This window comes from Luteolibacter sp. Populi, from assembly GCF_040801775.1.
Lineage (GTDB): Bacteria > Verrucomicrobiota > Verrucomicrobiia > Verrucomicrobiales > Akkermansiaceae > Haloferula.
Map to the genome: position 1 here is coordinate 314,163 of NZ_CP161812.1, position 25,136 is coordinate 339,298.

Consider the following 25,136-nt stretch of genomic DNA (forward strand, 5'->3'; position numbering starts at 1 on the left):
CCCTTGCGTACACTGGATAAACGGCTGGAATCGGGGAGACCCGCGTCCGAAAAGCGACTTCTTCATCGAGGAACCGCATGTTCAACCCGATCCCAAGGCATTAGAACGCATGAAACGCAAACCCAAGCTCGCGCTTCGAGTCAACCAGGATAACCCGAATCACCACCTTTGGAACAATCGTGGTGTCTGGTGGTGCCACCTGACCGTCCACAAGCCGGACGCCACCGCCGAGCGCCTGCGTTTCTCGCTGAAAACCCGCGATGTCGATCAGGCCCGCGAGCGTCGCGACCGCATCTTCCGCCAGATCGCGGAGCACTACGAGATCGCCGCCTGAGCCCCCGCCGCCCTCTCTGGCGGCAAGCTCATGTTAGATCCGCAAAAACCCCGGCAAGGTTGGCTTGCCGGAGGACTGGGGTATGAAAACGGGAGGGCGTCTTTTTGCGGCCCACTCCAGGGATTTCCCGATCGCTGATCGGACGATTCCAAATGGCAGGGACCGATCTGACGGCCTGCATGGTCGCCGGGGCGGATGGCCTTGCCGGTCAGCTGGCCGGGGGCGGGAACCGCTTGCCCATGTTCAGGACTTTCCTGGGAGGAGGATTTCTTAAGGGGGTTCCCTTGAGGGGATACCCTTTGTGTGCCGTTTGGGGCCACGGGTGGCGTGCCGTTCGGGGCACCACGCCCGTGCCGCTGCGGGACACGGGTTGGACCAGGGTGGTGCGGCCGGCGCGGGCCTCGCGGCGGATCAGGGCGGCGGCCTCCAGCACCTTGAGCGCGGCGAAGACGGTCGCGCGCTTCATCCGGCAGAGGCGGGCGATGGTGTCTGCGGTGGAGAAGGTTTCGCCGCGCCGCCAGAGGTGGGCTAGCACTCGGAACTCGCGGGGGTTCAGCGGCAGCTCGTCCAACCAAGCGGGGATGAAGGGATCGGGGCCGGTGTCGTGATGGGTCGCCATTCCCGCAGCATCGCAGGCCGGGGAGGATGGGTTCTACTGCCACGTGGATTTATTACTTGCTTAATTAAGTGTTTGGTTAATTGTTTCCTCATGCAAGTACTGGCCGCCCTCGCCGATCCGAACCGCCGCCGCATTGTCGAGATGCTGGCGGTCAAGGAGCGGAGTGCCGGGGAGATCGCCGAGAAGTTCAAGATCAGCGCTCCGGCGATTTCGCAGCATCTCAAGAAGCTGCGCGAGGCGGGGCTGGTGAGCGTGCGGGTCGAGGGACAGCACCGCATCCAGGTCTTGGATTTCAGGGGAATCGCCGAACTTGAGACTTGGCTGAAAAAAACCCGTGAAACTTGGGAACACCGCTTCGACCTTTTGGAAGCGCAGCTCAGGGCCGATGCCGAGAACGACAAGAAAGAAACACCTGACACCGAGCACTGATGAGCACGAACTATGGCACAGTCCCCGAGCCCAAGACGGTCCGCATGGAGCGCCTGCTGCCCGGCCCGATCGAACGCGTCTGGTCCTACCTGACGGATGCGGAGAAGAGATCCACCTGGTTTGCGGGAGGGCCGATGGAGCTGCACGTGGGCGGCAAGGCCCTGCTCCAATTCCAGCATGAGAATCTCTCGTCCGAGCCGATCCCGGAGGAATACGTGGCCCACTGCGGCCCGGGCTCTCCGCCTTCGGTCGGGCACGTCACGCGCTGTGCGCCGCCCCACCTGCTGGCCTACACGTGGTGGGAGGATCAGGGAGATACGTCGGAGATCACTTTCGAACTGGAGGACAGGGACGGCCAGGTTCTCTTGGTCCTGACCCATCGCAACCTGGAAGACCGCAAGGAAATGCTGGGCGTTTCCGGCGGCTGGCACATCCACCTGGACCTTCTCGAGGATGTGCTTCGAGGCAATCCGCGCCGTCCTTTCTGGAAGAGGATGGGCGACCTGAAAAAGGAATACGACCAGCGCATCCCTGCGGATGCCTGACTGAACTCAACCCCAAGACATCATGAGCACGAACGCAACCCTGCCTGAGCCACAGGATCTCAGGCTCCAACACGACATCGTCTCGCAAGAGAAATGGATCGCGGCCCGCAAGGAGCTGCTGAAGAAGGAGAAGGAAGCCTCGCGGTTGCTCGACCAGTTGAGTGCCGAGAGGCGCAAGCTGCCCTGGGTGAGGATCGCGAAGGACTACCTCTTCGATGGACCCGGCGGCAAGGTGAAGCTCGCGGATCTCTTCGGCGGGCGGAGCCAACTGGTGCTGCAGCATTTCATGTTCTCACCGGATTGGCAGGAGGGTTGTCCGAGCTGCTCTTTCATGGCCGACCACACCGACGGCATGCTCCCGCACCTGGCGGCCCGCGACGTGGCGCTGGTGGCGGTCTCACGGGCACCGCTGGCGAAGATCGAGGTGTTCAAGAAGCGGATGGGCTGGCGCTTCGAGTGGGTGTCATCGTACGGCAGCGACTTCAATTATGACTTCCACGTGAGCTTCACCAAGGATGAGATGGCGGAAGGTAAGGTGAACTATAACTACAAGATGGAGGAATTCCCCAGTGAGGAAGCACCCGGTATCAGCATTTTCTACAAGGACGCGGCGGGCGACGTCTTCCTGACCTACTCGACCTATGCCCGCGGCGTGGACGTGATGATGGGCACTTACCGGATCCTGGACCTGGTGCCGAAGGGCCGGGATGAGGACGATCTGGACTTCTCGATGGGGTGGCTCCGGCACCATGACCGGTACGGCAGCGACGAGTTTGCCGACCCCGACCGACCGTATTGGCCGGATGCGGAGATCCCGTCGTCGAAGGGCTGTGGGTGTGGATCGGCGGAGGGGGCATCGGTGAGGGGCGCAGGCTAGGCAGGGACCGCTCTCCGGGCGGTCCGGCGGAAGGCGGCGGTCTTATATGGGGACGTATCGGAGCGAGGCTTCGAGCCGTCCCCAGCCGGACCTTTCAGAGAAAGGTCCCTGCCTGCACTGAACCGGCGATTCCGCGGCGCTTTTCCGGGTTGAGCGGGGGCGGTGAATCCGGCAAGATCGCGGACGCATGAGCGAGGAGCCACCACGCGCGATCCGGAGACGGCAAGCGGCTTTGTTCCGCTTGGGCAGCGTAATGTGCGAGCGCTTTGGAGAGGGGTATTTCGCGGCGTTGCCCGCGGGGCCGGGGGTGTATTTCTTTTCGGACGACACCGGGCGGCTGCTCTACATCGGGCAATCATCCAGCCTGCGGGCGCGGATCGGAAGTTATCGCTACGTGACCCAGGGGAAGCATCCGCGGCGGACGCTACGCCTGGTCGCGCGGATCCACCGGATCGAGTGGGAACTCTGCGAGAGCGCGGCGGGGGCGATCGGGCGGGAGAGCGAGTTATTGTTAGAGAGGCGCCCGCCCTTCAACCGGGCGGGCGTGTGGAAGGGCGATCCGTGGTGGCTGAGCGCGTGGGCGGGACCGGAAATTCTCCAACTCCGGTTGAGCCGGGAGAAGGGCGGGATAGGTCCCTTGCCTCCGGCCTTCCGGCATGTGTTCGGCTCGCTGGCGCGCTGTGTTTACCGGGCGTCCTTGCCCGAGCTGCCGGAGCATCGTTACCCCTGCGGGCTGATGAATGCCGCGGTGCCGCTGAGCCTGACGTTGCGGCTGCCAGCTCCGCAGCAGGCTTTGCAGCATTTTATCGAGGGAGCCTGCGGCGGGATAGATGCTTTGCTTGCGCTTTTGGATGCGCTGCCAGAGTCGGGATCGCCGCTGATGCAGGAGTTTTGGCTTGAGGAGCGGGAGCGCCTCGAGAACTACGCAGGGAAGGGGAAGTTGTGCTTTGAGGAAGGGGTGGGGGAGCGGCTCTGCGGGGTCGAGGGTGCGAGCGGATTTGTGTTGGCGTAGTCTGCCGGTGGGTCGGTCCTTGAATTTTGAGACGAGGTTCGACAGTGCCATTGCTCAAAATTCCAGGACCGACTCCACCGACGTTCTCCGGCCTTTTTCAGCGAGGAGAGTCTACCGATACGGATTGTATCTCATCCAAACGCTAGTACCGATTGACCCGGCACCCGCCGGGTGTCGCGATGATCAACCTTCTCCACATTGAGCATGCAAATCGGGATCGATAGCTTCGTCATCAACACGCCGGATCCGGCTACCAGCGGCGGGATCAGCACCGCCGAGCGGATGAGTAATCTGCTGGCGGAGATCGAGTGCGCCGATCAAGCGGGGCTCGATGTATTCGGGATCGGGGAGCATCATCGGGCCGACTTCGCCGACTCCGCGCCGGCGGTCATTCTTGCCGCGGCGGCGGGGCGCACGCACCGCATCCGGCTGACCAGCGCGGTGACCGTGCTCAGCGCTCACGATCCCGTTCGCGTGTTTCAGGATTTCGCGACCCTTGATCTGATCTCGAAAGGGCGGGCGGAGATGATCGTCGGGCGCGGTTCGTTCGTTGATGCCTATCCATTGTTCGGATTGTCTCTGAAAGACTACGATTCGTTATTCACGGAGAAACTCGAACTGCTGCTCGAGATACGCAATCAGCCGATCATTCACTGGTCCGGGAAGCACCGCGCCGCTCTCACCGGTCAGGGGGTTTATCCGCGTCCCGTGCAAGACCCCCTGCCGATCTGGCTTGGAGTTGGAGGAACGCCGGAGTCGTTCATTCGCGCCGGTGTGCTAGGCCTACCTTTGATGGTCGCGATCATCGGTGGGGATCCGGAACACTTTCGTCCGCTGATCGACCTCTATCGGGAAGCCGGCCGGGAGTCCGGGCACTCTCCGGATCGACTTACCGTGGGCGTCCACGCGATCGGCTACGTCGCCGAAACCCATGAGCAGGCCACCGCCGATTTCTCGCCCGGCTATCTTCGCAGCTTCAATGAAATCGGGAAGGAACGCGGCTGGGGCCCGACCACGCGGGCGCATTTCGATGCGGGCGTGTCACCTCGCGGTGCGTTGCTGGTGGGCAACCCTGAAACGGTCGCAAGCAAGATTGTTTCCCTGAGCGCCAAGCTCGGTGGTCTCTCGCGGGTGAGCTTCCAGATGAGCGTCGCCGGGCTGCCGCAGGAGCGGGCCTTGAACGCGATCGAGCTGATAGGCAGGCAAGTAATGCCCCTGGTGAGGCAAGCAGGGCCGGTGGTGCAGGTCTCCGGATCCTAGAGGCGGTTTGAAAACTGGCGACGGCAGAGGCCTTTCTCCGAAAGGTCAGGCGGGGGACGGCCACGAGTCATCACTTCGGTGCCGCCTCGTATGAGACCGCCGCCATAAGCCGGACCGCTCGGAGAGCGTTCCCTGCTTTTTAAGACAGCCTCTTAGCGAGAAGCCTTCCCGCCCGTTTCAGCAGGCCATTGCAAGGGCGTGCCGACGGGCATCAGGCGGACAGCGCGGGCGATGTCCCAATTCGCGAGGCGGAGGCCGCCGATGCCTTCCTGGGATTTCATCTTGGCGGGGATGCCGGTGCCGTGGAGGCCATAGGGCAGGGGCTCGGAGCTCTTGGCCTTGGCGAGCTGGATCCAGAGGATGCCGACGGGATTGTTCGGGCCGGCGGCGAGGGTTTGCACGGGTTTCGGAGCTTGTTCGGCTTCGGAAGTCCCGTTGGTAGGATTTGCGGTAGCGGCGGCAGGAACCGGGGAGGTTTTTGGCGCTTCACGCGGCTCATGGCGGGTGGTCATGGAGGGCTGCGCGATCGCATCGAGGACGGTCCATGAGCCGCGTCCATGCAAGCCCGGCCGCGCGGAAGCGAGTGGCATGACGGCGATGAGTTGTTCTCCGCGCGAGATCTTCAGCAGCGACCGATCCACCACGGCGGCGGTGACCGGTTTTCCGGGATCGACGGGAGGCTGCAGCGGAAGGGAGAGCGCCTTCTCGATCTCAAAGGGAATAACGTTCGGTACCTGGAACGCGGTTCCGATGGCGGGCGCATCTTTGATGTTCGCATTGAGTTGGCGCAGGAATGTTTCATCGCAGTGGAAGCGCTCCGCGACGAACTCCCAGACGGTGGTATAACCCAGAAAACCGGCGGCGATTAATTCTTCATAGGTGACTAGGGGCGGCAGAGGAAGCTCGGCCGGTTTGGCTCCCTTCTTGTTCTTCTTCGCCTGCGTTGGTTTGGCGGCGGGCTCGACCCCCGGCGCGAGGTTTCGCGGCTTGATGAACCGGAAATCCTCCGCGCGCAGGACATAGGTGGTGTAGGGCTGCTTCACCGCGGCCAGTGCTTTCGCTTTCAACTGACCCGGGGGCGCGGTGTCCGGGTGGGTGTCCTGATAAAGCCGGCTGATCTTCTCAAACATGGGTCCGCCTTCACCGTCGATGGCACCGGCCGAAAACATTTCCCGGTCCAGGAATACTTGGAGCAGCACGGTCTCGAGTTCGAGTTGCTGCGGGGTGGCCGGTTCGGCTTCCAAGCCGGGTTCCGGGGTTCCTGCGGTTTTGCTGTCCTCCTTTTTCTTGGTGGCTTCCGGGTTCGGCGGCGGTGGCGGCGGCTCCATCGCGAGCAACTCTCCCGGGGTGGGAATGCGCAAGATCTGACCGATGACAATGCGGTCGTCCTTCAGGCCATTGAACTGCTTCAACTGGGCAACCGTCATATCGAACTTCCGGCCGATCTTGATGAGCGCGTCGCCCTTTTTTACTTCGTAGGTTGCAGGGCGCGGCTCGGCGGGAGCGGAGGGCTGGGCACCCGGGGAGTCCGGCGTTCCGGGTGCCGGCGGTTCCGGGAGGGGGATGCCCCACTCCTTCGCCTCGGTCGGAGTGACGCTCCATTTCCAATTCACCGCGTCCTCAAACCCCGGCTCGATTCTGGATGGAGCCTGCTTCGCCGGGGCGACCGGTTCCGCGACCAAGCTGCCGCAGGCCAACCCGCAGGCCGCCGCGATTTTCGCCAGGAAAGGCATCGTCCCACCTCGCATGATGACCAAACTACGGGGGGAGGGATCGGAAGCAAACGGAGAATCCGATGCAGGAGGGAGGGGCTTCACGAAGGCTCTGCCTTTTTGTGGCTCGCGGCACTGCTTACGCTTCTTGCCATCCACCTTGGCGGTGGCGTAGTAATTGCCCGCCCGATGACGAAAGAGGTTTTCAACCTTCGATTCGTGAGTCGGAGCAAGTCATTGAAGGGCCTGTAGCTCAGCGGTTAGAGCAGGGGACTCATAATCGTGTCATACGCCGGGAACCCGTTGATTTTCAGGGACAATTCCGGGGTGAATGACCCCGTTTGACCACCTTTTTTGGACCTGGGTGGTCAAGACGGGTGGTCAAAAGGTGGTCAACGGGCAACCTTGTAGATTGCTCAATGGACCACTGAAAATGAGCAGGTTAGACGGTTCTTGGAGCAGGGGTCCAAATATCCCTTGGTCGAACCCTATTTGGGTGTATTCGGGTGAATCTGTGGGTGGACATTTGGGTGTATTTGGGTGAAAATACGGGTGTGGAGGGTTCCGGCCAATGAATGTTGATACGATCCAAATCACCCCCGAACTGCTAGCTCTGCTCAGTGAGATCGACGAATTCAAGGGCGCATGGCGAGCCCTCGGTTCGCTCGCGCCCGAGCGACTGAACGCGCTGCGGCGCGTGGCGACGATTGAGAGCATTGGTTCTTCCACCCGCATTGAAGGCAGCAAGCTGACGGATCGCGAGGTCGAGCATTTGCTCGCTCGCTTGGAGGTCCAATCATTCGCCAGCCGGGACGAGCAGGAAGTCGCCGGCTACGCCGAGGCAATGGAAACCGTTTTCCGAGCTTGGAGCGACATCCCGATCACCGAGAACCACATCCGGCAGCTCCATCGCGATTTGCTGCGGCACAGCGAGAAGGACGAACGCCACCGCGGCGAATACAAAACGCTGTCTAACAATGTCGGAGCCTTCGACGAGAGCGGGAGGATGATCGGCATTGTCTTTGAAACCGCGTCTCCCTTCGACACGCCGGGACGGATGGCGGACCTCGTCGCGTGGCTCAAAGAGGCCCGCGAATTGAAGCGCCTGCATCCGCTGCTCGTCGTGGCGGTCTTCACTGTGGTCTTCTTAGAGATCCATCCCTTCCAAGATGGTAACGGCCGTCTGAGTCGCGTCTTGACCACGCTCCTGCTGCTTCAGGCGGGATACGCCTACGTTCCCTACAGCTCGCTTGAGAGCGTGATCGAACACAGCAAGGAAGGTTATTATCTGGCTCTACGGCAGACTCAGGGCACGATCCGCTCCGGATCTCCGGACTGGCAACCGTGGCTGTCTTTCTTCCTACGCTCTCTCCAGCAGCAGGTTCGCCGACTCGCTTCGAAGGTTGAGCGCGAGAAGATCGAACTGGCGGTTCTGCCGGAACTCGCGGTCGAGATCCTCGACTACGCGCGCGCTCATGGTCGCGTCACCATGAGCAATATGCTCAGCGTGACGGGCGCGAGCCGGAACACGCTCAAGGAGCATTTCCGGTCGCTGGTGGCGCGGAGCCTTCTCGTGAAGAACGGCGGCGGGCGTTCGACGTGGTATACCCTCCCATGATGTCAACTATCCTCGGTCATCCGCAATGAACCCGAAAACGAGCCGAGTAGCCGTAAACTTCATCCTGGAAGCTATTGTGAAGGCTGCTCGCCGCACGATCGATCAGATTCGTGAGGACTTCAAATCAGACCCTCATATTCCGATCTACATCCATCATCCCGATGGCGGGAAGCTCATGATCAGCCGGGAGGCCCACAAGCGACTTGTAGAGCTGGCGAAACAATTCCTTGAGGATGATCCTTCCAAGAAGGACGTCACGGACCTCGATAAATTCGTGCCTTTGGTCGGCACTGAGTTGGTTCGCACCTTCATTCTGGAAGACGCGAAGGTGACGATCGAGAACATTGAACCCGCGTTGGCCAAGGCCTACGAGATTCTCACCGCCAAACATGAAGCCATCACCCATTACATTCCCTGCGCAGCGATGTCCTCGGACGAGGCAAAGAGGTTTAAGATCGGGCCGGTAGAGTTCGTTCCTCAGAAGGAGTTTTTTGACGAACTTGCGGAAGAACTTGAAAATTATCCGGAGCTGGCGGCAAAGCGAGGCGCGGAAGCGCTCGCGGCATGGCAAGGCGCAGACCGAAGCAGGTTGAGATCAATCGACGATTTCAGACGCGAGGGCCAGAAATTCGCTGAGGCCGTTAAGAGCTACTATGAGCAGTTTTCGTGGGTCGTAGTGGTGCAGGTTCCTCCGTGCTCAAAATCAGTATCGCAGAGAAAAGCCGCTTTCGCTGCCCGCGGCGCTCTCAACATCATCAAGCTCCTATTGGGGGCTAGCGCCTCGGATCGCATGTGCATCGCCGAGGATTCGGCTGATCCGCTGCGATTCCAGCGCCTGGCAAGGGGAGAGGATGGCGAGTTGCAAATCTCCGGTCACTGGAGGCTGAACGGTAATCCCGTGAAGGGTCATTGGGATGACTTGCTCCAATCCGAAGGAAGACGCGACGTTGTCGCTTTGAATAGGCTCTTTGAGATCGTTGTTGGTTCACCCCGCCCGCCTTACCTTTGCGAGAAATTCTTTCGAGCGTTGTCGTGGTTTGGCGACGCGGTTACCGAACCCTCTCCAGGGCCAAGGATCGTTAAATTCGTATCCGCAATTGAATCAATTGTCGGGACTGGAAAAGCGGCTGCGGGAGAGGAAGAAGTGAAAGTCACTACAGTGGTAGTGTCTAGAGCGAGCTGCCTCTACGGCGATGCCATGGGCATTGATCGCAAGGCAGCGGAAAAGAAGATGAATGAAATCTACAATTGGCGCTCTGGCTTGGTCCACGGGTCGCTTTCCTTCTTCGATGAATCTCTGGCAAGAAAAGCAAGTGAGACCGCCGATGTAACCCGGATGATTCTTCTTATGGGTTTGAGCCTTTACGAATGCGTCGGATTGGATGATGCCAGTTTCAATGATGAAAGGCTCAAGCAAGCGTATGTGATCATCGCTAATCAAGCAGGGGAGAAGGGCGCTTTACCTTCCGCAGACGAAGCTGGCCCAAGTGAAGCTTGATCACTTGAAAGATCGATCGACCGCCCTGTTGGAGAGGCTTCTTGAGCGATCCGCATATGACAGAGCCCCTGAGCCTGCAATCAGGCGTCAGCCAAGTATGGTCGAATGACGTTCGTCGCGTAATCCATGAAGGGGAGTCTTCACGTGACGCCATCTGTTTTCGTCGCCAGAGTCCGGTGACCTATTTTCGAAAAAGTGCGCGACCATGGCCAATAGGGGATGATATTTAATAAAACTTAAAGATCAAAAGTTCAATCAAACACCATGCATCTGGTATGATCCTAAAATTTTTATACCACCTGTAGGAACGTCCATACTTTGTATTGCTTTTGTCAGTAGTTCTGAAACGATCCGGCTATGGATCGGTTTCAGATTCTCTCTTTGGACGGCGGAGGCCTTAAGGGGCTCTTCTCCGCCGCCTACCTCGCCCAGCTGGAGCGAGACGCTGGTCGCCCGTGCGCGGACATGTTCGACCTGATTTGCGGAACGAGCACGGGCGGAATCATCGCTCTCGGCCTCGGGCTGGGATTTCCGGCGGAGGATATCAAGAGGTTCTACCTTGAAGAAGCGGAGCGGATTTTCCCCCATAAGTCTTTTGCCGCTGGCAAGCACTGGCTGGCCACGAAGTATCCGGTGGCAGGTCTTAACGAGGCCTTGGCCCAGAGGTTCGGAAGCAAGCTCTTGGGAGAAAGCCGTTCGCGGCTGTTGATCCCGGCCACCGACGCCAATCGCCGTGAGGTTTACATCTACAAGACTTCCCACCATGAAAGGCTGCGCACCGACTATAAGGTAGCAGTCGTCGATGTCGCGCGCGCGACATCGGCTGCGCCAACCTATTTTGAAGCGTTTGAGCCTGAGCCGGGCCTGAATCTGGTTGATGGGGGAGTGTGGGCTAACAATCCGCTGATGCTGGGTGTAGCCGAAGCTCTGGGTTACCTTCAGGCGTCTCAAGACGCGATTTTCGCTCTCCGCGTAGGCACGACCGAAGAAGTCGCGCGCTTGGACAGCTACCCGGAGCATGGTCATGGCGGCAAGGTGCAGTTGGTCGGCCCGATCATGGAAGTGATGATGGCCGTGCAGTCGAAGTCAGCGACCTCGATGGCCGAGCACATCCTGGGGAAAGGTCGGCGGCTCATCTCGGTGAACCCCTTCGTGAACCAGGGCGAACTCGCCTTGGACAAGCTCACGGCCCATTTGCAGGGCTTGGCGACTACCGAATACCGCAAGACCTCATCGGATCTTCACGAGAAGGGATTCCTCAAACACAGCGCGGCCCCGTTCGAGCCGTGCCATAAACTCGAAACGATTTTGCAATGAATACGCTAGAAATTGCCGGCGAATTGGACCGGCTGTTGATCATCGCAGCCGAGGATCTCGACATTCCTCCCGGCAAGCTGGAAGACGCCAAGAAGAAGTATGAGGCGATCGGGAACTGGCTCGATGCCGAGGACTCTCCTCTCAGGCCCTTCCATCCGCGGCTCTTTGCGCAGGGCTCCGTCGCGCATGGGACTGCCACGAAACCGATAGGATCGGACGAGCATGACGTCGATCTGACCTGTGAAATCCAGTTTCCCGCGTGGATGACGCCTGCGGCGGCCCGCGATATGGTCCTGCAGCGCATCAGCAGCAACGAGATCTACCGCGACAAGATCGACAACTCGAAGCGCCGCTGCATCCGCATCCGCTACGCGGGCGATTTCCATCTCGACGTGATTCCTTGCAAACCGGATCCGCTGGCGAGAGGAATCCAGATTACCGATGAAGCCTGGGCGCATGGCGGGACCGCCGTGCTCATCCCCGACAAGGAGCTGGCCAACTGGAGCTCAAGCGACCCGGCGGGTTACACGGGATGGTTTCTCCACCGCGCAAAGCTGTCGCGGTTGATCGTCGCGACCAACGAGCGGAGCACGGAATTCTCCGTGGCTGCGAGCCTTGAGCCCTTCCCCCAACACGACCCGGCAAACAAGCTGCCCTTGCAGGTCTTGGTCCAGATCATGAAGCGCCACAGGGACTGCTACTTCCAAGGCCGTGATGACGCGCCCATCTCTATCATCATCTCCACCTTGGGCGCGCGCGCGATCCGCCCCGCCAACTCCTTGGTTGGGGCGTTCGCGGAACTGCCTGACCGGATGGAGCTCTACATTGATGGCGGTCCCGGCTCCTGGTCGATTCCCAACCCTACCAATTACAAGGAGAACTTCGCCGATCGTTGGAACACCCACCCTGAACGGGCAACCGCCTTCGAACATTGGCGGAGGCAGCTCAAAGCGGATGTCGATGCCCTCCTGAACGCGCGAGGCATGGTCGCCGTCGAGAAGGCCTTCGCCAAATTCGTTGGCGACAAGCGCGCCGGTCTCGTGATTCGACGCAGCTCGGATTCCATCGGCGGCGCGCGGCAGTCCAACATCCTCGGAATGTCCAAAGGCACCGGGCGTCTGATCGCGACCGCGTCCAGCGCGGTCGCTTCTGTTGTTCCCGTCCGCGGCAACACTTTCATGGGCGACCCGGAATGATCCCTTCAGGCCGAGGCTGGGTGAAGCTGCCGCGCCAGAGAGAGGCGCTCCTAGAGGCGTTTCCCGAAAGTGAGTGCTCGATCACCTTGAACAAGGGCGCCGCCACCTTGGACTGGCGGGCGACCTTGGATCCCCATCCCCTTTGCCGAAGCTACCGGATCCGGCTCGTCCAGCGTCTTGGCTCCAAGCCGCGCGTGTTCTTGATCGACCCACCGCTTGAAAACCGGAATGGCAGGCGGCCTCCGCATATCTATCGGGAGGAGGGCGGCCACCTCTGCCTGTTTCATCCCGACAGGGAAGAATGGTCTCCAACCAAGCTCTTGGTGGAGACCATTGTGCCCTGGTGCTCTCTGTGGCTCTATTACTATGAAATCTGGCTCGCCACCGGCGAATGGCTTGGCGGTGGAGAACATCCCGCCCCACCCGAGCCTCGCCAGACGCGAAAGCGTCGTGGCCGCATCTGGCACCCGCCGGGATCACGCCCAAAGAGCCGGACGCGGAATTAGATCTAACAAATCGCCCATCCTGGAATGAGGACGAAGCAAGGCTGCAGCGTCTTCGCGATTGAGAAGCAGGCGGCGCACATGATTCAGCAATAACATCCGAGATGAAAAAGAAAAACGAAGGAGCCCAGCAGGCTCTTGAACGAGGCAATTTCGTATTGGCAAAATTGACCACCTTTCGGGAGGCGTATCCCCAGGTGGCGTCACTGGAGCTTGAGGTCACCGCGTTCCCAATGGGGTTTGGTCAGTCGGAAAACTACTATTACTCTCTGACTTGCCCGCCGGGGCAATACGCCCCTTGCCCCAACCCTCAATGTGCGGGAGGTGGGTTCAATATCGGATCGTTTTTGAGCGATCTGATTCACCGAAACGAGACCGAAGGCGAAATTCAGGGCGGGTGCGTTGGGCGAGAACGATTGAACCGAAAGCATTCACGCCATTGTTTCTACTGCTTCAAAGCCAAGGCTAAATTGACCTATGCCGAAGCCAGTCCGGCCGGAGAAGATCATGATGATGATTAGAGCTTTCCCGTTTTTTAAGGAAACCCTGACGGCAGCTCAATACCAGCTCTTCATCAAGTGACCGAGACGCCCTTTGAAGAGTCTAAGCCGACGATCGACGAGACCAAGCTGACTTTGGAGGAGTGGCTGAAGCTGATAGAGCCACATTCAAACGATCGCGAATACTTCGTGGTCGATTATCAGTTTCCGACCGATGAACACAAAGACGAGTATCTCGCTACAGTTCACCAGCGCTCAGATCTTGAGGTTAAGCTTCTCCTTCGCAAGTTTCTGATCGAAGGAGGCAGTTTGGGGTGTGATCGGGCGATTCTGGAACTGTGGCTGCGCAATAAGGAGATTGCGAAGCGGGGATTCGAAACCGAATTCGGGGTGCGGCTGATCACCGAACGGCACACCTGGGAGGGCAACACTTGGGTTCTCGATCTCCTCCCCTCACATCCTCACGAAGCTCACGAGGTTGTCGGCGCGTACATTACCGCCCACATGGCTTTCCTTCCTGATGGGCGATGGACTGGCCTGCAGGATGCGATGTGCGTCATTCGCGCGCGGTATTTTGACTTCGAGCATCCCATCGATCACGTGATGGGACTGAAACCGCGGGACTTTGAGTTCTTAATAGCCACGCTCTTTGAGCGCATGGGCTACACTACCCAAGTAACGCGAGCAACGAGGGATGGAGGATACGACATCCATGCATCCAGCGCTAAAGCTGGCTCAAAGCAAGGGGTCTTAATCGAATGCAAGCGCCGGCAAGAACGTTTTGGCGTTGGACCAATCAGGGAGCTGGTGGGGGTTCTGGAATCACAAAGGTTGAACAAGGCGTTTTTCGTCTCTTGCGGGTCATTCACTGCCGCGGCTCATGCGTTTGCACAGTCCAACAGGATCGAGTTGATCGGCTGGGAAACTCTCAACAAATTGCTGAATCAGTATCTCGGGCAGAATTGGACCCACAGATTGGATCTACACATTTCTTCTTATCAACGCAGGAAAGAACGTGTCCAAGAGGGAAACGCTTGATCGTCGCTGCCCCGAAGCATCGAAGGTTGATCAGACCAAGCGTCTCACAATGCTGTTGTAGGCCGGCGTGCAGATCCTCCGAATTATCTCCGCATCGGCTGCTTCGTCGTAATGGAAGGCTCTCATGAACTCTTGGCAGAACGGCGTGAGCTTATCGTACTTGCCGGAAAGGTAGCGCAGAGCTTCCTCGGCTTCGCGAATGTTGCCCCTCCCGTAAACAAACTCCTGAAGCGCCATTAAGGCGGCGCGCGTATTCACCCGGCATTCGAAGTCGTCAGCCTGCGGCTGGAAAGCCAGTCCATCCAACGACACGTAGGGCTGCCTCATCGTCCTCTCCTTCTGCTCAAAAGAGAACAAATACAGAACATTCCCAGCCGAGTCGAGTCACCTCCGGTTGCTTTCGACAGCCATCGCCCGGAGAAGCGATTATGGGAAAATCTGAACCTGGCCGCGAGGGCTTCGCCGTTGAGAGGATTGATCAAGACCTACGATGCCTTAGCCTGCGCATTCAATTCGCGGGAATCGCCGAATTGCTCTCGGAACATGTCGATGAGCTTGGATTGATGGAAATGGTAGAGTTCATCGACGATGCCGGCGCCGTCGATAAACGTGATGGGCTGCTTCTTGTGAGTCTGCTTGACGTGCTCAATGAGGGATTTCGCATCATCGGTGAAGCCAGTGGTCGAATAGAACTCGAACCGGATCGCTCTGGGAGCCTCCGATTGCAGCTTGGCCCAGGATTTCATTCTGGGGACACGGTTATCAAGCCAGTGCCTAATCTCGTAGTCGTTGACTAGCGTCCCCGGTCCCTTTGCCTTGCATTCGCAAAAAACTAGCTCCGCATGGTTCCTCGCGCGCACGTCGATATCGGCCGGCCTTCGCTGCTCATCGTAGATCACCTTGCTGATGTCGATGTTGTAGCCCTTCAGGTGGTAAAGGTGGCCGACGAGGAGTTCGAGCACGACACCGCTGAGATTGCGAGCCGTGCCCTCAAGCTTTGCTACCCGTCGAAGCATCTCGAAGACCGCTTCCGGATTCTTCCGGACAGCGACAGCCGCGTTCTCCACGGTGGAGATGAGTTCCAAAAGAGCCGCCGCTCCGTCCTCTCCGAAGAGTGTTTTGGGCAGCGCAACGATGCATCCGCGCTTACGAAGCTCTGCGAGCGCCGCTGGCTCGAAGAATTTGCCTAGAATCATGGGCTGGAAGCGCGTGGCGCGTTTTTGCCACCGCAACGAGTCCCATTTGGCGAGGAACGGCTTGAGCGATCGAAGGGTAACTGTTCGACCCAACGACACATCGCAAACGAAGAAGCCGTTTTTGACGCCCGCCGGAGACGTCCCCGTCAGCGTGGAGAGGTAGCTGGGCCCTACGACATCCCAGGAAAATTGGCCAAAAGAAGGGCACGTCTCGCCGTCCCGAATCTTCGTTACGCCTGGGGATGAAAAACCCATCTTCCCCAACCACGACAAAACGGCATCTAGGGCGATGTCTTCCGCGACCTTCACCGATCTCCATCGGTCGATTGAATCGGCGGGATCTTTCAGACGGATGACCTCCTCACCATTTCCGGTTTGGAATGTCTCAATCAGGCCGAATTCCTCCAGCTTCGAAGCGGCGCTTTCATGCAGGATGTGTCCCTTGGTTGGGGCAATCGGCAGTCCTGTTGCAATCGACGACTGGCTGGACAGAAGAAACCCGCCTTGGCTCTCGAGCCCGAGCAGGAACTGGCCGTACGCGCTGTTCGTCTTGATCAACGCTTCGCTCAGATTCGCCAAGAAGGACGGGGACTTGAATTGGCCGCTGAGAAAGAGAAACTTTTCCCTGTTGGGAAAATGGAATCCTTCCAGCCTCCGCACCTCACCCTTTGCGCGACTCATGCGCTGGCGCGCGGCCTCTTCTGAAAGGCCTCTGGCTACCAGCTGTTGGCCCAACTCTGAGGAGAGAGATGGGCCTTTTAGCCTGAGCAAATCTTCCAAAACCTGGGGTGTCACACCCAGCAATTTATAATAAATCCTTTATAGGGCGCAACCTCGATCTTTTCTGTGGATTTTGTCACAGAAAATCAATGGGTTATGGTATTTTCATTTTAAAGGGCGTCACACTGCTGAAGAAATGGGAGGTTTTGACGGAGGGTCGTTTTTGGGGACGAAGCTGTCCGACCGCCGACGGAATGGACTTGATGCAATCCAGCCTCCCCGAAGGAAATGCGCGCGGGAAGGAGATCTCATCATCGTCCAGGATGGGTTCCTTTTGCTCTCACGGATCCTTCTGGTGTAAGAATCGCATTTGAACCTTCTCGCTGTAACTAGGACCAATTCCATGCACCTAAAATCGTTGGAAATCTCCCGCTTCCGCTCATGCGAAGATCTTTCGGTGGTGTTCCACCCGGACCTGACGGTGCTGGTGGGGGAAAATAATGGCGGGAAGACCAACATCGTTGAGGCGATCCGTCTCCTGACCTCCCCGCTCAATGGGCGTCGCGATCGCTATCCCGAAGAAGATGACCTGAGGCGGGGCGCTACCGAACGGAGCTTTCAAATCAAGGGCGAGTTTAAAGGTCTGAGCGATCCCCTCAGGGGTCTGCTGATCAGCGCAATGCCGGATCCTTTGGGAGATTCGGCTGTATTTGGTCTGAAACATCAATTGCGCACCACAGGGCAGACCAGAGGGAAGTCGATCTATTGGGCTGGTCGATATGATACCCACGAGCCTGAGGTAGGTTCGTCGGACCTCATTCGGCATGTTTACTTGCCTGCCCTACGTGATGCTCACCAAGCCTTGGGAACAGGAAGCGGGGCAAGGGTAATGACGCTGCTGAGGCATTTCGTGGGAGTTGACGATGAGGGCGCATTCTTGGAAGCGCTCAGACGCCCCACAGCACAACCAAACGCCTTGGGCTCGATCAACACGGCGATCACTGAGGCGCTGGGTGAACTCACGAGCGGCGTTCGTCTGCAGCGATCGGAGATGAATTTTGAAGACGAGACGATGTTCGACGTTGCCCGCGATCTCCGATTCCGCCTGGCAGACCACGGGATGGAGCTGGAGGACATTCGCGCCTCAGGATTGGGATACTCGAATTTGCTCTACATGGCGACGGTGGTCGTGGAACTAGCCAAGGCTAAAGAGGCCGACCTTACGCTGTTCCTGGTCGAAGAACCAGAGGCCCACCTTCACCCGCAGTTGCAGGCCGTTGTCTTGGAGTTTCTCCGCGACAAAGCTCATTCCTCTGCGAACCGGCAGCGCGCAGCGGGCGAGCCCGAGGGAAGGATTCAGGTTATTGTCACGACGCACTCGCCGAATCTGACCGCGTGGGTGGACCCCAAGCATTTGGTCGTTCTTAAAACCAAGCACACCTTGGCCGAGGGAGGCCAAAGATCGGAATCGGCCTGCATCCCGATCGCAGAGCTAGGCATACCGCCGAAGATATTGGAAAAAATCAGCCGCTATTTGGATGTAACGCGGAGCGGCCTGCTCTTTGGCAATCGGGCGGTTTTGGTCGAAGGCATCGCCGAAGCGCTCCTTTTGCCTGTCATTGCCAGAAAGATAGTTCTGGCCGGCGAGCACGAGGCTTGGCTTCGCTTCAAAGGAACGCTAATCATCCCGATCGAAGGAGTCGACTTCCGACCCTATGTAGAGATCCTCACCCGTCCCTATCGAGATGCGAGGATCGCACAGAAGCTGATCGTGGTTACCGATGCCGATCCTTCCGTTAGGGGAAATCGCAAGGGAAACCTAGAACGGCTTGCGCAAAGGCACGGCGCAAACGGCGTGGTCACGGTGCTCGTGAACACTCGAACACTGGAGTTTGATCTGTTCCCGGAAAACGAGGCGCTGCTAAAGAGGGCCTTTTTATCCCTTCATCGAAATTCCTCCCGGTTCTGGGCGGACGAGATCGAAGCCCTCCCAGAGGCGGAAAGGCCCGCTAAATTTCTCGACTTGTTGACTCAGAAGAGGACCCGCAAAGGGGATCTTGCTCAACAAATCTGCTCTTTAATTCAGGACGGAGAGCCGTTCGTGGTTCCAGCCTACTTGAGAGACGCCATTACTGCTGCGGCGGCCGAGTGAATATGCCTTCGCCTCCGACAGACGAGCAAATCGCCTTCGCTAGGCATCCCGAGGGATGCTTTTTGGCGGCATGCCCGGGTTCTGGCAAGACCAGGACAATACTGGATCGATTGGCGAGGCTCTCGCAGGAGCTTCCGCCCCGCCGCGGGGTTGCAGCGCTGTCCTTCACCAACGCGGCAGTCGAAGAATTCAAACATCGATGCTTTTCGTCTGATCAACTTACCCTCACGCGATTCCCCAATTTCATCGGAACGCTTGATAGCTTTGTGCGGCATTTCATCTTCCTGCCTGGGGGCGACTTTCCATTGAAGCCCGTGATTTTAGACAGCTGGGATTCTCTGGGCATCGAGGTCCGGCTACGCGGACAATTAGCTTTTCGGGGAAGTGGAGTGAGCCTGGACCTCTTCGATTGCTCGACCAACGACATCGATCCGGATTCGATTGGAGTACAGGCATTGCGGGATCACGTCGCTCAGCATCGCGCTCGCTATGTGGCTGCCGCTGGCAGCCACCGGATGGGACTGATCAGGGCGGGGTATTTCAGCGCGGGCGACGCCCGAACGAAAGCGCTGGAGTTTCTTGCCGATGCCGCGATTGGTCCCGCCCTTGCGCGCGCTCTCTCCGCGCGTTTCGCGGAAATTATCGTCGATGAGGGGCAGGATTGTAACCCTTCGGATCTTACATTTTTGAACTGGCTAAGGAACGCCGGGATTTCGGTAACCTTGGTTTGCGATCCCAACCAAGCGATCTACGAATTTCGCGATGGAAACTTGGAGAATCTCAACGCCTTTCGCGATACTTACCGCGAGGAATCCAAGCTTCGCCTGACGGGCAATTTCCGCAGCAGCCAGATCATTTGCCGCCTTGCGTCGTCACTACGATCCAACGGGGTTGCCGACGAAGCTCTGGGCGATCATCGCGATGCTGGTCTTCCAATTCACATTCTGTCCTACCGGGATGACGGCTTCTCGTCAGAAATAGGCGTGAGGTTCTTGTCGCGTGCGACGAGGGCGGAGATTTCCCACTCGAATTGCATCGTCTTGGCTCATGCCACGAGATGGGCGCGACAAGCCGTGGGCACCAACGGAACGGCGAGGGTCGAAGGCAGCTCACGACTGGCGGTATTGGCCAGCATTGTCTCGATCTTCAGGTCTTCCTCCGCAACTCCTCGGCAGCGGGAGACGGCTATTCAGAAGGCGGAAGGATTGTTTCTCGATCTGCTTGGGAAGCGCGATGAAGGGGAGCATATCCTTCGGGCAATCGAACGAAATTCCATCGACAGGCGGAGTCTTCGACGCCAGATCCTCACGTTTCTGTCCGAGATTCCTTGGTCGTGCACCACCCAGGCGGGCGATGCCGGAAGATGGATCGAAGCCGTTCGCCGGCAAGGGATCGCTCTCAATTTAGAGCTCCCGCCTAGGACGACGATCCAAGGCTTTTTTCGAGCGCCTCCTAATACGAGATGGGCAGCGATTCTCGCACCAACGACCGAAATCTTGCTCGCCTCATCATCGGTGCACGAAGTGAAAGGTCACGAGTATGATGGGGTGTGCCTTGTTATCCCTCCGAACCGCAGACCCCACAATCGGACCGCGCAATTGGTGGACGCATGGGAGAACGTCACAGAGTCGGAAGCCAAGCGTGTAATTTACGTCGCAGCAACACGCGCCCGGAAGCTCAAGGCAATAGCGCTTCCACAAACGATGACGGAGCGATGTTTAAGAATCCTGGAGAGAGCCGAAGTTGAATTCGAGCGGGAGAATTTCTGAACCGTCTCTGTAGCTGAAGGCCGAGTTCGCGAGCCTGTCCGTGTGCCGCGTGGAGGGTCTCTTTCGGGGAAAGGTCTTTCCCCGCGCGGCTATTGCATACGCCGCTCCCCATTCGCTTGGGGAAGCCTCCCCAAGCCCCTCGTTCCCGCCGCGCCTCACGCGCGCGCCGTCACGTCCGCGCTCCGCTCCTTTGTCGCCTCCGCTCGACGCGCCGTCGCGCCCGTTCCGGCCCCCAGCAAAAATAGTCGCGCGGCGAGCGGCGGCGCTCCTCAGAGCCTGCGCGCCCACGCTTTCGCCGCGCGAAGCGCTTTGAAGGGCCCACCTGTCTCGACGAACCGGTCTGTGAAGGGGCGCTGCCCCTCGCTAGTTCAAGGGCATCCCAACTTTCGTCGCTTACTCCTGCAAGTGGGGGAACCCTTCCCTTGACCCAGCACACCCCGCTTTCGCCAAGGGGCAGGGTTTCATGCGCGGGGCATGAAACCGTTGCGTCCATCCGAAGGAGCAAAGCTTGGGCTACTCAGGAGCCCACCGCGCGTCCCCTTGTCAATTCTACGAACTGGTGTTCCAGGCGGTAGAATCCCCGCCCGTTCGAGACAATCAGCTCGCGCCAGGCAGGATGCCTCTTGAAGAGATTGGAAATCGAAAGGCTCTGCGATCCCGCTCCGCCGAGCAGGACCTTACCGCTCTGCCAGGGCTCGCCTTGGCGTGCGGCATCGGCGAGGAGCCGTAAGACCTTGGCCTGGGTTTCGCCGAAGCGGACTTCTCGCCCTCCATCCAATTGGACGACCCGGAACGTGGGATCGATCGCCGGGGCCGGCGCTTGCGGTGGTTGAGGCTGTGAACCGGCGGACGACAAAGGCGCACCCGTCAGCGCCGGATAGGCGGTCTCAAAGCGCCGGCGCTCCGCTTCAAGGATCACCAGATCGTGAAGCTCGACGATAAGATCGTCCGCCGCTTCCGGCAGACGCAACCGCCTGCGCCGGTCTTGCGAAAAGAATTCACGCAGCGCGATCCATTCCTGACGGAAGAGGCGGCGGCACTGATGGGCGGAAATGTGGATATAGCCTTCCCAATGGCAGAGGCTATGGCTCTCCGCTTCCATCGAGTCGCCCTGCAGCTCAACCACGCTCATGATGGGCAGCCAGACGAGCGCCGTCAAATCGCCGCCCGTCAGCCACTGGCCAATGACGGATGAAGGAACCTTCCAACGGTCCGACAAATCGGCCACGGTATGAAACATTCGCAGGGGATAGAGGCAGGGCACTGTAAAAATCCTTTCATCGACAGTTCATTCAGCAATCAGTCCCCACTCACGCGCGTGTATTTGCTTGGTCACTGGCTATTGAGTCAATGGGTCGCGATGGGTGATGAGATGGAACAGGCTGGGTTTCACGTAAATCCGCGGGTTTCGGCTTTCGATGCGCACACAATCGCATGACGGAAGGCGTTACGCGGGGGCTTGCCCTTGCCCCGGGTGATAGCGGGTGTCCGCGCGTCACCCACCGCGCCCCGCGCGCTCACCCACCGCTTTCCGGCATGCTCCCTCCACATTGATCCAACGGAAGGAGAACTACCATGACTGAGAATTGGCCTGACCTTGAAAGCGCCAGCCGAAAGACCTCTCGCGAACTTTTGCAACTGCCGCTCGCGGCTCTGCACGCCCTGCTCGACGACGCCATGGGGGCGACGCGCGCGGCGAAGCGGCGCGAGAACTGGCTCCGCGCCCTTTGCGTCTCGAAAGTCCGCCAGGACGCGACGCGCATCCGGGGTGAACAGTGAAGCCCCACTACCGCGCGTGTTGGTCGGCTCTAACAGGCGTCAGCGATACCAGTCCGCGAAGCGTCAGGGAAGTCCGCGCCCTTCAGCGGAGGGCGTGGCGCGACCGGGGGCTGATCGTTCTTTCTTGCGAAGAAGAGCGTCTGACCGATGAGGACCGGAGCGACCTGCACCGGATTGGCGAGCGTCTCTTCCGGGAACGATGATCCCGGCTCGCTGCCGCCGGCCGTGGACGGGCCCGGCGGCGACAAACTCAACCCTATCAAAATGGAGTCATGAATGAGCGAAGATCAAAAGACGTGGTCCAAAGGGGACCTCGGGAATGTGTACGAGCGCGTCACCCGTCGCATCGTCGAACGGCTGGAGGAAGGCGTGGTGCCTTGGCATTCACCCCATATGGCCACTGTGGGCTTCCCCCGCAACTTCCAGTCGGGAAAATACTACCGAGGCGTCAACGTCATGCTGCTGGCGATGGCTGAATACGCTTCGCCTTACTTCCTGACCTATCAGCAGGCGCAGGAGCGCGGCGGCCAGGTTCGCCGCGGGGAAAAAGGCCACCCGATCGTGAAGTTCGGCACATACGACAAAGAGATCGGCGACGGCAAGGAGGAGAAGCGGCTCTTCCTGCGACACTACGTCGTCTTTAACGCCTGTCAGATCGACGGGGTGGAGTTTCCGGAGCCGAAGCTCCCGGAGTTTTCATCATCGGAGCGGACCGCGCTAGCGGAAGTCATCGTTGCTCAAATGCCCGATCCGCCCGCGATTCATGAGGGACGTTCCGTGAGGACCTGCTACGATCCCCGCGAGGACAGCATCGACATCCCAAACCGCGCTCATTTCGAGAGCGCCGAGCGCTTCTATAAAAGTCTCTTCCACGAGATGGTTCACGCGACCGGGGCCGCGAAGCGGCTGGCTCGGAAGACGCTGATGGAGAACAAAGGGCGCTTGATGGGGGATAAGACGATCTATTCGAAGGAGGAACTCGTCGCCGAGATCGGCGCGGCATTCCTTTGCGCGCATGCCGGCATCGTGATCGACGATCACGAGAATTCGGCCGCCTATATCGAGTCGTGGCTGAAGGTCCTCAAGCAGGGCGACAACCAACGCTGGATCGTCGAAGCCGCAGGGCATGCGCAGAAGGCAGCGGACTACATTCTCAACTTCGAACCATAGGAGACGCGCCTTGAACCAAGAAGCAAACGCCAAGGAGAAAATACTGCGCCTGCCCGAGGTCAAAGCTAGGACAGGCCTAAGCCGCAGCACGATTTATGCGCTAATTGCGAAGAACGACTTTCCTCGTCACGTTCCGTTGGGAATGCGGTGCGTTGGCTGGCTCGAAAGTGAGATTGACTCGTGGATCGCCACGCGCGTCGGCGAACGTCGGCAGTTGAGAGTTGCGCGTTCCAAGGACTCTTGAATTTTCCTGAGTAAAATTATATAATGATGACATCATTCAGCTTCAAAGGGGTAGCATTAGGGGTATGACTGGAATTGAAATTTTCAGCAATGAAGCGAAAACAACGGGATCCATTACAAATGCGATTCCCTTCACCCGCTCCATTTTGCTCATTTCAAGAGATTTCAGCGCATCCGAGAAGATCCAAAAAAGCCGAGAAAACGCCCTAAAAACAAGGGCTTTCTCGTCCGAGGACTTTTTTCGCCATTCACTTGAAGCCGGAAACTTTAGGGGTATCTCTAGGGGTATTTTTCGAGGTTGGGGGTATCGATGAAACTGACTGACAAGTCATGCAAAGCTGCGAAGCCGGCGAACAAGTCCTACAAGCTGTCTGATGGCGGCGGATTGTATCTTCACGTTCAGCAGAACGGCGCGCGCCATTGGCGCATGAAGTATTATTTTCTCGGCAAGGAAAAGCTCTTGGCGTTGGGCTCCTATCCGATCGTGACGCTCGCTGAAGCTCGCGAGAAGCGCGATCAAGTCAAGAGGATGCTGGCGAACAATCACGACCCTTCTGCGGTAAGGAAGCAGGAGAGAAGGGAGGCCGTCCGCAAATCCCACAACACCTTTGAAGCCGTTGCCCGCGAGTGGCACGAAAACCAGAAAGGCAAGTGGACGGCGCATCATGCTTTGAACGTAATGCGGCGGCTGGAGATCGACATCATCCCTTACATCGGCTCCCGTCCGATTGAAGAGATCGATCCGCCTGAGCTACTTGATAGCGTTCTGCGGAAAATCGAAAAGCGCGACTCGCTTTATGTGGCAGGGCGGGTGAAGCAGATTTGCGGGCAGATTTTCCGTTACGGGATCGTTACCGGTCGCTGCAAACGTGATCCGTCGGTCGATCTGAAGGGAGCGTTGAAGACTGCCAAAATTCAGCACTTTCCAGCCTTGGACATCAAAGAGATGCCCCAATTCCTGAGCACGTTGGAGAAGAACGACGCGCGGCTATACGCCCGCACCCGGCGGGCCATCCGCCTTTTGATGCTGTGCTTCACCCGCACGACTGAAATGATCCATGCCACATGGGACGAAATTGACCTCGAAACCGGCGTCTGGGAGATCCCCGCCGAACGGATGAAGATGGGCAAAGCCCACATCGTTCCCTTGTCGCGCCAGGCAATACAGATTCTGAAGGAGCAACGGGAGGAAACCGGCCATCTGAATACGAAATGGGTTTTCCCGAGCCAGATTCGGCCTCGCGATCCGATGTCTAACAATACTGTTCTCTTCGCCATCGGGCGCATGGGTTACAAGGGCCGGATGACGGGCCACGGCTTCCGCGCCGTGGCCATGTCTGCCATCAAGGAGCGTCTCGGATACCGCCATGAGGTTGTGGATAGGCAGCTCGCTCACGTTCCAGGCAATAAGGTGGATCGCGCCTACGACCGTGCGCAGTTTCTCGATGAGCGCACCAAGATGATGCAGGAATGGGCCGACTACTTGGACGCCATCGCGGAAAAAGGGAAGGCGTATACGAAGAACGCGCCGAAGCTTGCCGATGCAAAGCCGAGCAAGGAAGCCTTGCTCTCCCTTCTGAGGGATTTGCTGGAGGAGGCCGCATAGGCTTCCCGATGGGCTGATCGTCTTCCTTGTTTGGATGGCGTCT

23 protein-coding genes are annotated in these 25,136 nt (G+C 58.7%); 18 read left to right on the forward strand and 5 right to left on the reverse strand.

Annotation, left to right across the window (positions count from 1 at the left end; genetic code table 11):
• Window positions 1-109 precede the first annotated feature (109 nt).
• Window positions 110-334, forward strand: a complete 225-nt coding sequence (locus tag ABWK72_RS01210; RefSeq protein ID WP_367872949.1) for a hypothetical protein — start codon at window positions 110-112, stop codon at window positions 332-334.
• 208 nt (window positions 335-542) lie between these two features.
• On the opposite strand, the gene ABWK72_RS01215 is transcribed toward ABWK72_RS01210, so the two are convergent.
• Complete coding sequence (locus ABWK72_RS01215) at window positions 543-953, reverse strand: MarR family transcriptional regulator (protein WP_367872950.1); 411 nt, start codon at window positions 951-953, stop codon at window positions 543-545.
• Window positions 954-1,043: 90 nt separating this feature from the next.
• Here ABWK72_RS01215 and ABWK72_RS01220 point away from each other — a divergent pair, with 90 nt between their 5' ends.
• From ABWK72_RS01220 to ABWK72_RS01240, 5 genes are all read left to right on the forward strand, one after another.
• Complete coding sequence (locus ABWK72_RS01220; protein ID WP_367872951.1) at window positions 1,044-1,382, forward strand: ArsR/SmtB family transcription factor; 339 nt, start codon at window positions 1,044-1,046, stop codon at window positions 1,380-1,382.
• Window positions 1,382-1,927, forward strand: a complete 546-nt coding sequence (locus ABWK72_RS01225; RefSeq protein WP_367872952.1) for an SRPBCC family protein — start codon at window positions 1,382-1,384, stop codon at window positions 1,925-1,927. The genes ABWK72_RS01220 and ABWK72_RS01225 overlap by 1 nt, the downstream gene beginning before the upstream one ends.
• A gap of 22 nt (window positions 1,928-1,949) precedes the next feature.
• Window positions 1,950-2,804, forward strand: a complete 855-nt coding sequence (locus ABWK72_RS01230) for a DUF899 domain-containing protein (RefSeq protein ID WP_367872953.1) — start codon at window positions 1,950-1,952, stop codon at window positions 2,802-2,804.
• Between the two features lie 187 nt (window positions 2,805-2,991).
• Window positions 2,992-3,816, forward strand: a complete 825-nt coding sequence (locus ABWK72_RS01235; RefSeq protein ID WP_367872954.1) for a nucleotide excision repair endonuclease — start codon at window positions 2,992-2,994, stop codon at window positions 3,814-3,816.
• 204 nt (window positions 3,817-4,020) lie between these two features.
• A complete protein-coding gene (locus ABWK72_RS01240) occupies window positions 4,021-5,076 on the forward strand; it encodes an LLM class flavin-dependent oxidoreductase (protein ID WP_367872955.1) in 1,056 nt (351 codons plus the stop codon).
• A gap of 152 nt (window positions 5,077-5,228) precedes the next feature.
• Here the strand turns inward: ABWK72_RS01240 and ABWK72_RS01245 are convergent, their stop codons facing one another.
• Entirely contained in the window at window positions 5,229-6,824 is a 1,596-nt protein-coding gene (locus ABWK72_RS01245) for a LysM peptidoglycan-binding domain-containing protein (RefSeq protein ID WP_367872956.1), read from the reverse strand.
• 535 nt (window positions 6,825-7,359) lie between these two features.
• On the opposite strand from ABWK72_RS01245, the gene ABWK72_RS01250 reads away from it, so the two are divergent.
• From ABWK72_RS01250 to ABWK72_RS01275, 6 genes are all read left to right on the forward strand, one after another.
• Window positions 7,360-8,406, forward strand: a complete 1,047-nt coding sequence (locus ABWK72_RS01250; RefSeq protein ID WP_367872957.1) for a Fic family protein — start codon at window positions 7,360-7,362, stop codon at window positions 8,404-8,406.
• 25 nt (window positions 8,407-8,431) lie between these two features.
• Window positions 8,432-9,904 carry a hypothetical protein gene (locus ABWK72_RS01255; protein ID WP_367872958.1) on the forward strand — a complete coding sequence of 491 codons (1,473 nt, stop codon included), beginning with the start codon at window positions 8,432-8,434 and terminating at the stop codon, window positions 9,902-9,904.
• Between the two features lie 357 nt (window positions 9,905-10,261).
• The gene (locus ABWK72_RS01260) at window positions 10,262-11,221 is read left to right on the forward strand and encodes a CBASS cGAMP-activated phospholipase (protein ID WP_367872959.1); all 960 of its coding nucleotides are present in this window, start codon (window positions 10,262-10,264) and stop codon (window positions 11,219-11,221) included.
• On the forward strand, window positions 11,218-12,417 hold the full coding sequence (locus tag ABWK72_RS01265) for a nucleotidyltransferase (protein WP_367872960.1): 1,200 nt from the start codon (window positions 11,218-11,220) through the stop codon (window positions 12,415-12,417). The genes ABWK72_RS01260 and ABWK72_RS01265 overlap by 4 nt, the downstream gene beginning before the upstream one ends.
• Window positions 12,418-13,024: 607 nt before the next feature.
• The gene (locus ABWK72_RS01270) at window positions 13,025-13,441 is read left to right on the forward strand and encodes a hypothetical protein (protein WP_367872961.1); all 417 of its coding nucleotides are present in this window, start codon (window positions 13,025-13,027) and stop codon (window positions 13,439-13,441) included.
• A 57-nt stretch (window positions 13,442-13,498) separates the two neighbouring features.
• Window positions 13,499-14,458 carry a restriction endonuclease gene (locus tag ABWK72_RS01275; protein WP_367872963.1) on the forward strand — a complete coding sequence of 320 codons (960 nt, stop codon included), beginning with the start codon at window positions 13,499-13,501 and terminating at the stop codon, window positions 14,456-14,458.
• 30 nt (window positions 14,459-14,488) lie between these two features.
• Here ABWK72_RS01275 and ABWK72_RS01280 read toward each other — a convergent pair whose 3' ends face one another.
• Together ABWK72_RS01280 and ABWK72_RS01285 are read right to left on the reverse strand one after the other, a co-directional pair.
• Window positions 14,489-14,815, reverse strand: a complete 327-nt coding sequence (locus ABWK72_RS01280) for a hypothetical protein (protein WP_367872964.1) — start codon at window positions 14,813-14,815, stop codon at window positions 14,489-14,491.
• 128 nt (window positions 14,816-14,943) lie between these two features.
• Window positions 14,944-16,449 (reverse strand): hypothetical protein, encoded by a 1,506-nt coding sequence (locus ABWK72_RS01285; RefSeq protein ID WP_367872965.1) that lies wholly within the window; start codon window positions 16,447-16,449, stop codon window positions 14,944-14,946.
• A 328-nt stretch (window positions 16,450-16,777) separates the two neighbouring features.
• Between ABWK72_RS01285 and ABWK72_RS01290 the strand changes: the two genes are divergently transcribed.
• Window positions 16,778-18,526, forward strand: a complete 1,749-nt coding sequence (locus ABWK72_RS01290; RefSeq protein ID WP_367872966.1) for an ATP-dependent endonuclease — start codon at window positions 16,778-16,780, stop codon at window positions 18,524-18,526.
• Between the two features lie 2 nt (window positions 18,527-18,528).
• Window positions 18,529-20,295, forward strand: coding sequence for a UvrD-helicase domain-containing protein (locus tag ABWK72_RS01295; RefSeq protein ID WP_367875305.1), 1,767 nt, complete (start codon window positions 18,529-18,531; stop codon window positions 20,293-20,295).
• 517 nt (window positions 20,296-20,812) lie between these two features.
• Here the strand turns inward: ABWK72_RS01295 and ABWK72_RS01300 are convergent.
• Window positions 20,813-21,523: a hypothetical protein gene (locus ABWK72_RS01300; RefSeq protein WP_367872967.1), complete on the reverse strand. Its 711-nt coding sequence runs from the start codon at window positions 21,521-21,523 to the stop codon at window positions 20,813-20,815.
• 347 nt (window positions 21,524-21,870) lie between these two features.
• Here ABWK72_RS01300 and ABWK72_RS01305 point away from each other — a divergent pair, with 347 nt between their 5' ends.
• The 4 genes from ABWK72_RS01305 to ABWK72_RS01320 all read left to right on the forward strand — a co-directional run bounded on the left by ABWK72_RS01305 (window position 21,871) and on the right by ABWK72_RS01320 (window position 25,093).
• Window positions 21,871-22,074 (forward strand): hypothetical protein, encoded by a 204-nt coding sequence (locus ABWK72_RS01305; RefSeq protein ID WP_367872968.1) that lies wholly within the window; start codon window positions 21,871-21,873, stop codon window positions 22,072-22,074.
• A gap of 276 nt (window positions 22,075-22,350) precedes the next feature.
• Entirely contained in the window at window positions 22,351-23,244 is an 894-nt protein-coding gene (locus tag ABWK72_RS01310) for an ArdC family protein (RefSeq protein WP_367872969.1), read from the forward strand.
• Between the two features lie 10 nt (window positions 23,245-23,254).
• Window positions 23,255-23,488, forward strand: coding sequence for a helix-turn-helix transcriptional regulator (locus ABWK72_RS01315; protein WP_367872970.1), 234 nt, complete (start codon window positions 23,255-23,257; stop codon window positions 23,486-23,488).
• A gap of 309 nt (window positions 23,489-23,797) precedes the next feature.
• Window positions 23,798-25,093, forward strand: coding sequence for a tyrosine-type recombinase/integrase (locus ABWK72_RS01320; RefSeq protein WP_367872971.1), 1,296 nt, complete (start codon window positions 23,798-23,800; stop codon window positions 25,091-25,093).
• Window positions 25,094-25,136: the final 43 nt, after the last annotated feature.

What these genes read in the sequence shown, in the direction of transcription:
- ABWK72_RS01210 (WP_367872949.1), top strand. Translation starts at nt 110, where the DNA reads ATGAAACGCAAACCCAAGCTCGCGCTTCGAGTCAACCAGGATAACCCG.
- ABWK72_RS01215 (WP_367872950.1), bottom strand. Translation starts at nt 953, where the DNA reads ATGGCGACCCATCACGACACCGGCCCCGATCCCTTCATCCCCGCTTGG.
- ABWK72_RS01220 (WP_367872951.1), top strand. Translation starts at nt 1,044, where the DNA reads ATGCAAGTACTGGCCGCCCTCGCCGATCCGAACCGCCGCCGCATTGTC.
- ABWK72_RS01225 (WP_367872952.1), top strand. Translation starts at nt 1,382, where the DNA reads ATGAGCACGAACTATGGCACAGTCCCCGAGCCCAAGACGGTCCGCATG.
- ABWK72_RS01230 (WP_367872953.1), top strand. Translation starts at nt 1,950, where the DNA reads ATGAGCACGAACGCAACCCTGCCTGAGCCACAGGATCTCAGGCTCCAA.
- ABWK72_RS01235 (WP_367872954.1), top strand. Translation starts at nt 2,992, where the DNA reads ATGAGCGAGGAGCCACCACGCGCGATCCGGAGACGGCAAGCGGCTTTG.
- ABWK72_RS01240 (WP_367872955.1), top strand. Translation starts at nt 4,021, where the DNA reads ATGCAAATCGGGATCGATAGCTTCGTCATCAACACGCCGGATCCGGCT.
- ABWK72_RS01245 (WP_367872956.1), bottom strand. Translation starts at nt 6,824, where the DNA reads ATGCGAGGTGGGACGATGCCTTTCCTGGCGAAAATCGCGGCGGCCTGC.
- ABWK72_RS01250 (WP_367872957.1), top strand. Translation starts at nt 7,360, where the DNA reads ATGAATGTTGATACGATCCAAATCACCCCCGAACTGCTAGCTCTGCTC.
- ABWK72_RS01255 (WP_367872958.1), top strand. Translation starts at nt 8,432, where the DNA reads ATGAACCCGAAAACGAGCCGAGTAGCCGTAAACTTCATCCTGGAAGCT.
- ABWK72_RS01260 (WP_367872959.1), top strand. Translation starts at nt 10,262, where the DNA reads ATGGATCGGTTTCAGATTCTCTCTTTGGACGGCGGAGGCCTTAAGGGG.
- ABWK72_RS01265 (WP_367872960.1), top strand. Translation starts at nt 11,218, where the DNA reads ATGAATACGCTAGAAATTGCCGGCGAATTGGACCGGCTGTTGATCATC.
- ABWK72_RS01270 (WP_367872961.1), top strand. Translation starts at nt 13,025, where the DNA reads ATGAAAAAGAAAAACGAAGGAGCCCAGCAGGCTCTTGAACGAGGCAAT.
- ABWK72_RS01290 (WP_367872966.1), top strand. Translation starts at nt 16,778, where the DNA reads ATGCACCTAAAATCGTTGGAAATCTCCCGCTTCCGCTCATGCGAAGAT.
- ABWK72_RS01295 (WP_367875305.1), top strand. Translation starts at nt 18,529, where the DNA reads ATGCCTTCGCCTCCGACAGACGAGCAAATCGCCTTCGCTAGGCATCCC.
- ABWK72_RS01305 (WP_367872968.1), top strand. Translation starts at nt 21,871, where the DNA reads ATGACTGAGAATTGGCCTGACCTTGAAAGCGCCAGCCGAAAGACCTCT.
- ABWK72_RS01310 (WP_367872969.1), top strand. Translation starts at nt 22,351, where the DNA reads ATGAGCGAAGATCAAAAGACGTGGTCCAAAGGGGACCTCGGGAATGTG.
- ABWK72_RS01320 (WP_367872971.1), top strand. Translation starts at nt 23,798, where the DNA reads ATGAAACTGACTGACAAGTCATGCAAAGCTGCGAAGCCGGCGAACAAG.